Here is a 13,333-nt window from a genome sequence, read left to right as displayed (position 1 = left end):
TTGCTGTTGATTGTGATATTAGGAAACCGTATGACGCAATATCAGCGAATGCCGCGAATGCGAAAAATTTCGCAGAGTGTGGGTAGACTGCATATCAATACGGCAATGAGGACAGGAGCGATCAAGCATGGCGAAACGAGTGACGCTGCAGGATGTGGCACGCGAGGCGCATGTATCGGTGGCCACGGTATCGAAATCGCTGAACGGCACCGAACGTGTATCGGCCGCCACACGACGACATGTGATCTCGACCGCGCAACGACTTGGATATCGCAAATCGACAGCAGAAGGCATACGGATGCGTTCCGGTCTGGTGGGACTCATCACGTCGGATTACAACGGACGATTCTCGCTGCCGCTGCTCACCGGAGCGGAAGGAACGCTCGGCGCATCGAATCATGCGGCGCTGCTGATGAGCTCACACGGACGGCCCGATCTGGAACGCAATCATATCGATCAGCTGGCCGCGCGAGGCGTCGACGGCCTGATCGTGGTTGGCGACACTACGAATCCCCGACCGCCACTCAAGCCGTCCACCACCATGGGCCTTCCGGTGGTGTATACGTATGATCCGTCGACCGATCCGAATGATTGCAGCATCATCTGCGACAACGTGGGAGCGGGAGCGCAGGCCATTGAATATCTGCTGTCGTTAGGGCGGCGATACATTGCGGTCATTGGCGGATCCGAGGATTTTCAAGCCGCACGAGACCGCGCGCAGGGGGCGCAGCGCACGTTTATGCTTTACGATTTCCGACCCGTGGAAGTGCTGTTCGACATGTGGAGCGAGGAATGGGGAGAACGGGCTGCGAGGTTGCTGCTCGACCGGCACCCGCATCTGGATGCCGTGTATTGCCTGAGTGACGAGATCGCACGCGGAGCAATCCGCGCACTGCTGGCCGCCGGCAAGCGTGTGCCGCAGGACGTGGCGGTGATCGGCCACGACAACTGGTTCGTGTTCTGCTCGAACTCGCATCCCACGCTCACCACGTTCGACAACAACATTTCGTTGATCGGCAGGATGGCGGCCACATATTTAATCGACGCGATCAACGGGCATCCCCATCGCGGCACCTTTGCCGTCGAATGTCCGATGATCGTACGGGAATCCACCGATCCGACACGTCGAACCGCGCTGAACAACACCGATCGCATCTTCCGCAGACGGTGATGTTTGCACGGAACGATCGTGGTTTGTACGGAACGATCGTGACGATCAGCGCGCGGTGATCAACTCGCGGTGATCTGGAGGATGGCGCGTCGATATGGATTGGCGGGAGCGGTGCGGCGAATGCGCTGCACTTCGATCACCTCGCCATCGGCGGCGGCTTCAAATACCACGTTGCCTTCCATGCGGCGACGCAGCTGTCGATTCTGCCTCTTGAGCTGACGGTTCTCCTCCATGAGCTGCAGGATGCGCGTGATGCCGGCGAGGTTGATCGACTCCTCCTGACTCATGCGCTGCGCCTGAACCAGACGATCGATGTCACGCAGACAGTAGCGACGGGCACCGCCCGGCGTGCGCTGCGGCACGATCAGACCAAGCCGATCGTACTGACGCAGGGTCTGCGGATGGATGTCGGCGAGCTCGGCGGCCCGACCGACGCTGAAAATCGGAAAGTCGGCGTTGAGACCGATCTGGTCGACAACGTCAAGGTTCACGCGGCCAAGTACCAGCGCCTGCGCGCACATCGTGTACGCCTGACGAATCTTCGGTGTGATCTTAGCCATGGTTCACCTTCTTTCCGATTTTCCTGTCTGGTTATCGTTTCATCGTTCTCCGCGGATCATTCGCCCATGCGCTGGGATGCGACGCGGGCGTTGAAGTCCTCGCTCAGGTTGTCGAAGTCCTTCAGGGACTTCTTCTGGCGCAGACCCAGCGAGTCGGGCACCTGAACCATGATCCGGCCGATCAGGTCGCCGTTGCCCTTGGGGCTCTGCACGCCCTTGCCCTTGATCCGCACCTCGGCACCGCTCGACGAGCCGGCGGGCACCTTGAACGTGACCACCTCACCATCGATGTCGCGCGCGGAGACCTTGCCGCCGCATGCGGCCTCGACGATCGTGACCGGCAGATCCATCACCACGTCACGTCCCCGCATGGAGAACGTGTCGTCGGACTTCACGTGCACGGTGAGGTACAGGTCGCCGTGAGCGCCGCCGTTCAGACCGGCATGGCCCTTGCCTGCCAGACGGATCTTCTGCCCGTCCTTGACTCCGGCGGGGATATGCGTCTTGAACTTGCTGCCGCCCATGCTCAGGGATACCGTGGCCCCCTTCACCGCCTGGCGCATGGTGAGCGTGATCTTGGAGTTGCGGTCCTTGCCGCGTTCCGGACGCGGCGGTTCCTCGTAGGAGTATCCGCCGGCACCGTAGCCGCCCGGCCGGGCACCTGCCGCTCCGCCGAACGCGGAGAAGATGTCGTTGAGGTCGGGGCCTCCCTGACCGCCGGTGGAGAAACGGATGCGCGAGCCACCGGGGCCGCCGGCACCCGCACCGAACATCGAACCGAAGATGTCGGAGAAGCCGCTGGCGTCAAAGCCGCCCTGCCCCGAACCTCCGGCGAAACGAGCGCCACCCATGCCGAACTGGCGGATCGCATCGTACTTCTGACGCTGATCCTTGTTGCTGAGCACGTCGTACGCCTCGGAGATGTCCTTGAACTTCTCCTCGGCCTCCTTGGTCTTGTTCAGATCGGGGTGGTATTTACGCGCGAGCTTACGGTAGGCCTTGGTGATCTCGTCGGCCGAAGCGTCCTTGGAGACACCGAGGACTTTGTAGAAATCTTTGTTCAGCCATTCATTCTCAGCCATTCAGGTCTCCTTTCACAAGTCTGTTAATTATTTGGTATCCATTCCTGTGCAGTGTCCCTCCATGGAGGAGGGACACCGGGGATATCGTGCCGGTGCAGGCCGATTCCGGCGGGCACCGGCTGGTGTGAGTGTGTTAGTTCTGCGGGGAAACGACGACCACACGGGCGGCGCGGATCACGCGATCGCCGATGCGGTAGCCGGCCTCGACCACGGCGTCGACGGTCTCCTTGTCGGCCGTCGGGTCGGGACGATGCAGGATTGCGTCGTGCTTGGTCGGATCGAAGTCCTCGCCCTTCACGCCGAACTTCTCCACACCGAACTTCTCGAATGCCTTGTCGATCTTCGTGGCCACGGCCTTGAAGGAATCGTCCATCTCGCTGTGTTCGCGAATGCGGTCGATGTCGTCGAGTGCGGGAAGCAGGGCGGTCAGCACGTCGATGATGCCGTGCTGGCGGAACACGTCCTTCTCCTTGGCGGTGCGGTTGCGGTAGTTGATGAACTCCGCACGTTCGCGCTGCAGGGCCTCGAGATAGTCGGCGGCCTCCTTCTTGGCCTTGCCAAGCGGGGTGAGCTCGTCGGTATCGGAGGCGTCGGAGCCGGCGTCGGCGGACTTGTCAGCGTTGTCCGCGGTATCCGCATCCGTGGCGGCCTGAGCCGAAGCATCGGCATCGGCGGGCTTGGCGGAGTCGGCGTTCTTCGCATCGTCGGCGGGGGCAGAGCCGGCGGATGCCGGGTCGTTCTTCAGCGACTCGGCATCCTCCATGTCGTTCAGGTAATCGTCCTTGTTGAAGTCAGACATGATTACTTGTTGTCCTTGTCGTCATCGTCGTCCACGACCTCGGCGTCCACCACGTCGTCGTCGCCACCGTTGGAGGCGGAACCGGCGTTCGCGGTACCGGCACCAGCGCCTGCGGCACCAGCGGCACCGGCAGCGCCAGCGGCGGCCTGCTGCGAGTACAGGGCCTCGCCGATCTTCTGGGCGGAGGTCATCAGCTCGGACTGGGCGGTCTTGATCTTCTCGATGTCGTCACCCTTCAGGGCTTCCTTCAGAGCGTTCACCTTGTCGGCGACCTCCTTGGCGACCTCGTCGGAGACCTTGTCCTTGTTGTCGTTGACGAGCTTCTCGGTCTGGTAGGCGAAGGATTCGGCCTGGTTACGCACCTCGGCATCCTCCTTGCGCTTCTTGTCCTCGGCCTCGTGGGCTTCGGCTTCCTTGACCATGCGGTCGATCTCGTCCTTGGGCAGGCCGGAACCACCGGTGATGGTCATCGACTGCTCCTTGCCAGTGCCCTTGTCCTTGGCGGACACATGCACGATGCCATTGGCGTCGATATCGAAGGTGACCTCGATCTGCGGGACGCCACGCGGAGCCGGAGCGATGCCGGTCAGCTCGAAGGTGCCCAGCGGCTTGTTGTCGCGAGCGAACTCACGCTCGCCCTGGTAGACCTGAATCAGCACGGACGGCTGGTTGTCCTCAGCGGTGGAGAACACCTCGGAGCGCTTGGTCGGAATGGCGGTGTTGCGGTCGATCAGCTTGGTCATGATGCCGCCCTTGGTCTCGATGCCCAGCGACAGCGGGGTCACATCGATCAGCAGCACGTCCTTGCGGTCGCCCTTGATGACGCCGGACTGCACGGCGGCACCGACGGCCACGACCTCATCCGGGTTCACGGACTGGTTGGCTTCCTTACCACCGGTGAGCTCCTTGACGAGCTCCTTGACGGCGGGCATACGGGTGGAGCCACCGACGAGCACCACGTGGTCGATCTGGCTCACGGAGATGCCGGCGTCGGACAGCACGTTGTTGAACGGGGTACGGCAGCGACCCAGCAGGTCGGAGGTCATTTCCTCGAAGTGCGCACGGGTCAGGGTCTCGTCCAGGTGCACCGGGGTGCCGTCGGGCGTCATGGCCAGATACTGCATGGAAATGCTGGTGGAGGTCGAGGAGCTCAGCTCCTTCTTGGCCTGCTCGGAGGCTTCCTTCAGACGCTGCAGAGCGATCTTGTCCTTGCTCAGATCAACGCCGTACTTGTTCTTGACTTCGCTGACCAGCCAGTCGATGATCTTCTGATCCCAGTCGTCGCCGCCCAGATGGTTGTCGCCGTTCGTGGCCTGCACCTGAATGGTGGAGAAGCCGTCGTCGTCCTTGCCGATCTCCAGCAGGGAGACATCGAAGGTGCCGCCACCGAGGTCGAAGACCAGGATGCGCTCATCTTCCTTGCCTTTTTCCAGACCGTAGGCCAGTGCGGCTGCGGTCGGCTCGTTGATGATACGAAGCACGTTCAGGCCGGCGATCTTACCGGCGTCCTTGGTGGCCTGACGCTGAGCGTCGTTGAAGTATGCAGGGCAGGTGATGACGGCGTCGGTGACCGGCTCACCCAGGTAGGACTCCGCGTCCCTCTTCAGCTTCATCAGCACCTGAGCGGAGATCTCCTGCGGAGTCCACTTCTTGCCGTCGATCTCGACGGTCCAGTCGGTGCCCATGTGACGCTTCACGGAGCTGATGGTGCGGTCGACGTTCGTCACGGCCTGACGCTTGGCGACTTCGCCGACCAGGATCTCACCGGACTTGCTGAATGCGACCACAGACGGCGTGGTGCGAGCGCCTTCAGCGTTCACGATAACGGTGGGCTGGCCACCTTCAAGAGTGGCGATGCAGGAATTCGTGGTTCCCAGATCAATACCAACTGCGCGTCCCATAATTTCCTCCTATGGTTAGGTTTCGTTCTACGTTTATCGCTCAAGCTTCCGGCCTCGGCGACCTCCGCGACCGACTGCGTCGATCGACCGAAGCCCGGTAGGCTTTTTCGCTTTCCAAAACTTGAGCCTACACCACTCAACTTTAGAAGTCCAGTTTTTATTCCGTCTTTACCGAAAAACTTTTTTCGGAGTTTCCGACTCACTCGAAGACCCCGGACAGCATTGGATCGCTCTCGACGATGAGAGACAACCTACGAGAAAGGGGCTCTCCGGAACCGGTGTCACCCGGTTTCGAAGAACCCCTATGGTGTGTGATGCCTGCCGCCCGTTACCGCACTCCGCCGTAGCGGCTTGCGGTCTCAGGCTTGGTCAGGCTCAGTCTCAGGCGTTGCGGGACTTGGCGAACTTGATGGCCAGACCGCCGGCAACCAGAGCCATGGCGAGCAGAGCCACGCCGAGCACGGTGGCACCGGTCTTGCCGAGCACGCCGTTCTGCTTCGGAGCGTTCACCTTGCCGGAGGCCACGGGCTTGTCGCTGGAGGCATTCGGGCCAACCTGGGCGGCGCCGTTACCTTCGGTGCCGTTCGGGCCGGCGAAGTCCTTGATCTCAACGGTCTTGCCGGACTGCTGACCGGTGACGGTCAGGCTGTACTTGGCGTCGGAGGTGATGAACTTGCTCAGATCGATGGTGGTCACACCGGCGGTCTTCACGCGCAGACCGGACAGCGGGGTGGTCGCGTCGGAGGCGGAGACGACCTTGCCGTCCTTGTCCTTGAGCTCGTAGCGCAGCACGGCGTCGCCGTTGAAGCCGGCGATGTCGAACACCTGGTTCTTGTTGTCCTTGGCGGTCACGGAAGCGCCGTCGGACAGCTTGTCCTGATCGGCCTTCTCGGTGGCGAGACCGAGGGCGTGGGCGATGGTGTAGAAGTTGTCGGTCTGATCGGTCAGGCCGTCAACACGGGAGGCGCCGGGGCCGGAGGCCGCGATGCGCAGCTGGGTGCCGGTGTGGCTCATGTTGCCCTGGGCCTTGCTCGGGTCGGCCTTGCCTTCCACGTCGCCGCTGGTGTCCTGGCCGTTGCCGTACAGGTCCTCCTCGGAGGTGCCGTAGGAGATGGTGGTCTTGGAGCCGTCACGGTTCTTCAGCACGGTGCTCAGCGCGTAGATCGGCTGGGACTCCACGATCTGGGAAGTGTGAGCGTGGTCGGCGGTCACGATGATCAGAGTATCGCTCAGATCCACCTTGTTCAGGGCGGCGGAGATGGCCTTGTCGAGGTCGTCGGTCTCACCGATCTGGCCGCAGGCGTTGGCGTTGTGGTCCTGCTTATCGATCGAGGCACCCTCGACCTGCAGGAAGAAGCCGTTGTCCTTGCCGTTCTTGTTGTTCTGCAGCAGGTCGATGGCCTTGTCGGTGAAGTCGGCGAGCGAAGCGCCCTTGTTGCCGAGCCACTTCTCGTTCACGGTGCACTCGGTGGGGTTGGCGTCCTTGGCCGGATCCTGCTTGGTTGCCACGGACGGGTTGAACTCGGTGGGCAGGTTGCCGTCGCCGAGCAGGGCGAGAACCGGCTTGTCCTGATTGGCTTCGCTCAGAGCCTTGAAGCCGTCCACCTCACCGGACTTCACGGTCTGGAAGCCCTGGTCGGCGGCAGCCTGCCACAGGGTCTTGCCGGACTGGTCCAGCTGGTTGAAGTACTTGGCGCCACCACCGATGGTCACATCGGCGCGGGTGTCGATCAGCTGCTCGGAGATGGATCCGATGCCGCCGTTGGCCTTGAGCTGCGGGGCGAGGCAGCTGCCGATACCGGCAGCCTCGGCGTCCTTGAGATCGACCACGCCGTCACCGTTCTTGTCGGTGCCGTCCCACTTGCCCTGCGGGCCGTAGCAGGCGCGCTCGGAGGAGTGGGATTCCAGCACGGCCGGGGTGGCGTCCTGGATCTCGGCGGTGGTCACGTTACCGGTGGCCTTGCCGGCCGCCTTGGCGAGCTCGATGAGGTTGAGCTGCGGGTTGCCCTCGACGTCCACGTCGACGGCGTTGTTGTAGGTCTTGGTGCCGGTGGCCCAGCTGGAGCCGGAGGCGGAGGAGTCGGTCACGGGGGTGATCACGCCGGCGGTCTTGCTGCCGGTGAGCTGACCGTTCTTGTCCTTGGCCATCAGCGAGTCGTTGGAGCTGTTGCCCAGCGAGAAGGTGGTGTACTGGCCGGTGCCGGTCTCCACGCCCTTGTTCAGGTTCGGCTGACCGATCTTGTCGAGTCCGTCGAAGCTGCCGTTCACGCCGTGCAGGTAGTTGCGGGCCACGGTGATCTCGGAGTCGCCCATGCCGTCACCGATGAACAGGATGACGTTCTTGGCCTTGGCGTTGCCGTAGACTCCGGCGATGCGCTGTGCGGCACCGTGTTCCTTGAGCTGTTCGACGCCCTGACCGTCGGCCGCGTTGGCCAGACCAGCGAAGCCGAACAGAGTGGCGGACGCGAGGATCGCGGCCACTGTTCCCTTCAAAGCCTTGCGAGTGTTCACTTCCATACCTCAATTCCATCTTCGAGCAACGGTTGCTCGATCGCACGTCATGTCGACGCTGACCGATGTATTATGCCGGCTGTCCCAAGGGCATGATCCACGATCACGCCAACAGGCCAGCCGGCATCCTTACCGCTGAGGGAATGCTCCCTATGTGGGAACGCTATGCCCGTCAATCGTCCGGGGGGCATCCCCCGGGCAACCGCTACATGAATTTCGGCAACGGACGGTTAACAGCCGTCGAACACTCCGCCAAGTCCGCACCGGACACGGCTACGGACGGGACACCTTGTACTGGTATCCGCGGTGGTTCGGATTGAGATGATCGCCCTTGCCGAACAGTTTGTTGCGCAGCGTACCGGGCGCGTACTCGGTCTGATAGACCCCACGCTCCTGCAGAATCGGCACCACATAGTCGATGATGTCCTCGAACGTGCCGGGATTGGTCACATAGGCGAGATTGAATCCGTCCACGTCGGTCAGTTCGACGATGCGCTGCAGTTCGTCGGCCACCTGCTCGCCGGAACCGATGATCACCGGGCTATTGCCGCCGATCGCGCGACGCACGGCGATGTCTCGCACCGTCCAGCGCTTGCCGTCGTCGCCCTTGACCTTCTGCATGTTGGCGGCCGTGGACTGGATGGCGTTGGAGTCGATGTCGTCGAGCGGCTGGTCGAGATCGTACTTCGACAGGTCGGTGCCGATCCATCCGGAATACAGTGTGAGCGCGCCCTCGGTGGACGCATACCGCTCGTAGTCGTGGTACTTGTCCCACGCCTCCTGCTCGGTGTTGCCGGTGATCACGGTGAGCATCATGAGCACACGGGCGTCGTAGCGGCCACGGCCGGCGGCCTCGAGCGAGTCACGCACCTTCTTCACCTGCGGCGCGACCAGTTCCGGCGTGGGGCCGGTCACGAAGATGGCCTCGGCGTTCTCGGCGGCGAACTTGATGCCACGCGGCGAGGTTCCGGCCTGGAAGATCACCGGCGTGCGCTGCGGCGACGGCTCGCACAGATGGATGCCGGGCACATCGAAGAACTCGCCGTGATGGTTGATCTCGTGCACCTTGGCCGGGTCGGCGTACACGTCGTGCGCCTTGTCCTTCACCACTGCGTCGTCCTCCCACGAGCCCTCCCACAGCTTGTACAGCACCTCGAGGTATTCGTCGGCGTAGTCGTAGCGCTTGTCGTGCGGAATGTCGTCCTGACCCATGTTGCGCAGTGCGGACGGCAGATAGCCGGTCACCACGTTCCAGCCCACACGGCCGTTGGTGATGTGGTCGAGCGAGCTCATGCGGCGCGCGAACGTGTACGGATGCTCGTAGAAGACGCCGGCGGTCACGCCGAATCCAAGGTTTTCGGTGGCCACGGACATGGCCGAGATCAGCGTGGTCGGATCGTTGATCGGCAGCTGCGAGGCGGTGCGCAACGCGGAGTCCACATTGCCGCCGTACACGTCGAAGTAGCCGACCAGATCGGCGATGAACATGGCGTCGAAACGGCCGCGCTCGAACAGTTTCGCCAGTTCGATCCAATGATTGATGTCGGTGTATTCCGCCGACCGGTCGCCGGGGTATCGCCACATGCCCGACGACTGATGGCCCACGCAGTCCTTGACGAATCCGTTGAAGTGAATCTGGCGTTTGGCCGGGCTGTTGAACTGATGGTCATTGCTGTTGGCGGCGTTGTTCCCCACTGAAGCGTCCTTTCATGACGACGGCCCGAACGCTCTCCCCGCGGACGGCGTTCGGCGAAATCGGCGCACGCCTCCCCAGACGCACACCACGGATATCGCCATTATGCCGCCCGAAATCCCGCGGAATCCCCGAAATCGCGGAACGCCGTATAGACGTTGGTTATCAACGATTATCAATCAGCGCGATTCCGCGACAGACTTCCCTGACGACGTGGCGCAGACAGCAGTCTGCCGCCAGCCCCACCGTCAGCCATTGCGCCACACGCAGAAGGTGCGCGGCGGGATGGCGATCTGTCGCTCATGCCCCTGCGCATAACTCTCCCAATTCGCCTCGCCGCACGCTTTGGGGCCGCGCGAACTGAACACGCACTCCCATGCGGAATCGTCGAGCGGCGCGAACTGGCCATAGTCGTGCACGGCACGCAACGCCGACACATGTTGCCATGCCGTCTGCCGCGTCGGGTTGACGGTCACGCAGTCGTTGCCCACGCGGAACACCACGACGGAATCATCGCGGGCGGGAACGATGCGGGGGCCGCCGAAATATGCGGGGTTGCCGCGGCGAATGCGGATCAGCGCCGCATAGTAGTCCACCAGATCGTGCAGCCGGCGGGCGCGACGCCAATCTAGTCGGTTGAGTTCGGCGGATCGGTCGTACGAGTTGTCGCAGCCGTATTTGGTGCGCGCGAATTCCTCGCCGGAAAGCATGAACGGGATTCCCACGGACGTGGCGATGATGCCGGCCGCCATGCGATTCGCATCCATGATGTCCTCGCTCAGGCTGGGATCGGCGTCATATTCGGCGTGCGTGGGGCCGGATTCCGCAGGCCAGACGCCGGTGAATCCGGTTGCGGTCGACGCGTCCGTATGACCGAACGCGACCGAACGCATGGCCATGCACAGCTTGTCCCACAACGTCAGATCGTCGTGCGCGGAGATGTATTGCACGAACTGGCCGACGCTGGCGGCCTCCACCTGGGTGCCGCGCCACCCGTCGACCGCATGACGGATGGCCGGTGCGAACTCGAGTGCCGCGCCGGAGACGTAACCGGGCTTGCGATGGTGGAAGATGTTGCCACGTATGGCGTCTCGCGTGTCGTCGCTGAAGAATCCGATGCGCGGATCGAGTCGCGAAAGGCCGCGCTTGCCGGCCAATACGACATCGGGCGACACCGCGGTCATATCCGCGGCCCACGGTTCGCCGTACAGGATCTTCTCGGCACCGCCGGGCAGTGAATCCAGCCGGGCACGCACCGCGTTCATGGTGTCGACATCCATCAGGCCCATGAGGTCGAAGCGGAATCCGTCGATGTGGTATTCGCGCGCCCAGTATGCCACGGAATCGACGATGTACTTGCGCATCATCGGCCGTTCGGACGCCATGTCGCTGCCGCAGCCGGAGCCGTTGGACAGCGCTCCCCCGGCGTAGCGGCGGCAGAAGTATTCCGGCACCATGCGTTCCAGCCAGTTGTCGGCGGAATACATGTGGTTGTAGACCACGTCCATGATGACCTTGAAACCGGCCGTATGCAGCGCCTGGATCATCTGCTTGCATTCGCGGATGCGTACCGCGCCGTCGAACGGATCGGTGCTGTATGAGCCTTCGGGGACGTTGTAGTTGACCGGGTCATAGCCCCAGTTGTAGGCGCGGTCGAGCGGGTCGCCGTCCCGCGCGGCGGCCTCGTCCACCGATCCGAAGTCGAAGATCGGCATGAGCTGCACCGCGGTGACGCCGAGCCGTCGCAGGTAGGCCGTGCATGTGGGGAAATCGCCTTCGCCATCCACGCTGGTGTTGTTGTGGGTAAAGGCCAGATATGTGCCCCGATGCTCGTCGGGGATGCCACTGTGGGAGTCGTTGCTGAAGTCGCCGACGTGGGTTTCCCAGACCACGAGCTCGTTGAGGGGGATGTGCGGGGCCTGGTCGGCGGCCCAGCCGTCGGGGTCGGTTTTGCGCAGATCGACGACCATGCTGCGGCGGCCGTTCGCGCCGGCGGCCCGCGCCCATGGGTCGGCGGTTCTGGATACGTGGCCGTCTGGGAAGTGCACCACGTAGTCGTAGTAGACACCGTGGCCTACACCGTCGACGTGTACCAGCCAGGTGCCGTCGAATTCCTTGGCGTTGCGCGGACCGGAGCCATGACGAGGCACCACGGCCACCGCGGTCATCGCATAGGTGGCGTACGGCTGCTGCATCACATCGGCATCGACGCCTTCGACATGCACGCCCGGAGCACAAACGCCACCCTCGTAGAACAGTCGCAGTTCGACACGGCTTGCGGTTGGCGCCCATACACGGAATGTGGTGCCTTGACCGGTCTTGTCGGGAATCGCACCCAGATCATCGCCCGTGTAGGTAGGAAGCTCGTCAATTGGCAGAACACTCATCCGGCACCCCCATCGGCCCATCGGTCATCTAACCAGCAATCTACCAGCGGCACTGAACGCACAACGGGTTTCGTAGGCAATCTTCGAGTTCTGCGGTAATTGTGAGGGTGTGCGTATATCAATCTCCAAGTTCTGAAGTGTCAAGACGGGATATGACGAGTATCACCCTTGGAATTCCAATGAATGTATATGGGTGTGACGCATTGCATACTTCAGAACTTTGAGATTGATGTCTGCAACGGCGTGAAATCACTGCAGAACTCAAAGATTGCCCGCCCTCTTCCGCTCGGATTCGGCTATTCGATCGGATGGACGGGAATACGGCGGGAGTGCAAGGCCTCGACGATGTCGTGGTGATGCGTGGAGACGAGGATGGACTTGCCGGCGGCGACGAACTGGTTGAGCACGCGCACGACCAGGGCCGTATTCCGTTCGTCAAGCCCGTCGGTGGGCTCATCGAGCACGAGAAGATCGGGGTTCAACGACATGCAGCAGGCGATGGCAACACGCTTCTTCTCGCCTCCGCTGAGGCGATAGGGTGCCCGTTCGGCGAATCGTTCAAGCTCGAACAGTCGCAGGATGTCGTTGGTGCGACGATGAATCTCCTCGTCCGGCAACCCCATCTGTGCCGGACCGAACGCGATCTCCTCGGCCACCGACGGGCAGAACAGTTGGGTTTCGGAGTTCTGGAACACGAAACCGATGCGCTGATGCAGCCGCTTGGCGAAGCGCTTGTCGGCGAGCGCATCTCGGGTGATGCGGTTCCCGTCGAACCGGTATTCTCCGGCGGAGAGGAATTCCAAACCATTGAGAATGCGCATGATGGTGGTCTTGCCGCTGCCGTTCGGGCCGAGCAGGGCCACGGATTCGCCGCGATCAAGCACCATGTCGAACCCGCGCAGCACCTCGTGGGGCGGGTCCCCCTCCACGCCCGGGTATGAGAAGCAGGCGTTCCGCAACTCGACAAGGGGCGTTCCGTCATCATGTCCGCTGTTCATCATCTCTCCTCGTTCATTGTGCATAGGTCATTGTGTGAATCCACTGCTCGAGCGCCCGGCCAAGGCCAAAAACTGAGCAATCTACGAGTTCTGTGCGGATTCCAGGCCATTGCAGACATCAATCTGCGAGTTCTGTGCGGATATAACGTCATATACCAAGTATGAGGCTTGGAATTCCAACAGTCCTACTATGGCATTGAGGCATATGACCGCACAGAACTCGAAGATTGG

The 13,333-nt window shown here is 62.2% G+C and carries 9 protein-coding genes; 1 reads left to right on the top strand and 8 read right to left on the bottom strand.

Translation table 11 applies throughout. The annotated features are described in order from the left end of the window. Window positions 1-127 precede the first annotated feature (127 nt). Window positions 128-1,171 carry a LacI family DNA-binding transcriptional regulator gene (locus BTIS_RS06670; protein ID WP_094663883.1) on the top strand — a complete coding sequence of 348 codons (1,044 nt, stop codon included), beginning with the start codon at window positions 128-130 and terminating at the stop codon, window positions 1,169-1,171. A gap of 59 nt (window positions 1,172-1,230) precedes the next feature. Here BTIS_RS06670 and BTIS_RS06665 read toward each other — a convergent pair whose 3' ends face one another. The 8 genes from BTIS_RS06665 to BTIS_RS06630 all read right to left on the bottom strand — a co-directional run bounded on the left by BTIS_RS06665 (window position 1,231) and on the right by BTIS_RS06630 (window position 13,105). Continuing rightward, window positions 1,231-1,731: a heat shock protein transcriptional repressor HspR gene (locus BTIS_RS06665; RefSeq protein WP_094663881.1), complete on the bottom strand. Its 501-nt coding sequence runs from the start codon at window positions 1,729-1,731 to the stop codon at window positions 1,231-1,233. Between the two features lie 56 nt (window positions 1,732-1,787). Further along, window positions 1,788-2,813, bottom strand: coding sequence for a DnaJ C-terminal domain-containing protein (locus BTIS_RS06660; RefSeq protein ID WP_094663879.1), 1,026 nt, complete (start codon window positions 2,811-2,813; stop codon window positions 1,788-1,790). Between the two features lie 133 nt (window positions 2,814-2,946). Then, on the bottom strand, window positions 2,947-3,612 hold the full coding sequence (grpE, locus tag BTIS_RS06655; protein WP_094663877.1) for a nucleotide exchange factor GrpE: 666 nt from the start codon (window positions 3,610-3,612) through the stop codon (window positions 2,947-2,949). A 2-nt stretch (window positions 3,613-3,614) separates the two neighbouring features. Continuing rightward, window positions 3,615-5,513, bottom strand: coding sequence for a molecular chaperone DnaK (gene dnaK / locus BTIS_RS06650; RefSeq protein WP_094663875.1), 1,899 nt, complete (start codon window positions 5,511-5,513; stop codon window positions 3,615-3,617). Window positions 5,514-5,894: 381 nt separating this feature from the next. Next, complete coding sequence (gene phoA / locus BTIS_RS06645) at window positions 5,895-8,024, bottom strand: alkaline phosphatase (protein ID WP_094663923.1); 2,130 nt, start codon at window positions 8,022-8,024, stop codon at window positions 5,895-5,897. Between the two features lie 273 nt (window positions 8,025-8,297). Then, window positions 8,298-9,719, bottom strand: coding sequence for an LLM class flavin-dependent oxidoreductase (locus BTIS_RS06640; protein ID WP_211279440.1), 1,422 nt, complete (start codon window positions 9,717-9,719; stop codon window positions 8,298-8,300). 246 nt (window positions 9,720-9,965) lie between these two features. Continuing rightward, entirely contained in the window at window positions 9,966-12,104 is a 2,139-nt protein-coding gene (locus BTIS_RS06635) for an alpha-amylase family glycosyl hydrolase (protein ID WP_245819347.1), read from the bottom strand. Window positions 12,105-12,400: 296 nt separating this feature from the next. Then, window positions 12,401-13,105 (bottom strand): energy-coupling factor ABC transporter ATP-binding protein, encoded by a 705-nt coding sequence (locus tag BTIS_RS06630; RefSeq protein WP_211279439.1) that lies wholly within the window; start codon window positions 13,103-13,105, stop codon window positions 12,401-12,403. Window positions 13,106-13,333 lie beyond the last annotated feature (228 nt).

The organism is Bifidobacterium tissieri, assembly GCF_002259645.1.
GTDB lineage: Bacteria > Actinomycetota > Actinomycetes > Actinomycetales > Bifidobacteriaceae > Galliscardovia > Galliscardovia tissieri.
The sequence above is the reverse complement of the archived record's forward strand: the minus strand, read 5'-3'. Positions and strand labels throughout refer to the sequence as shown.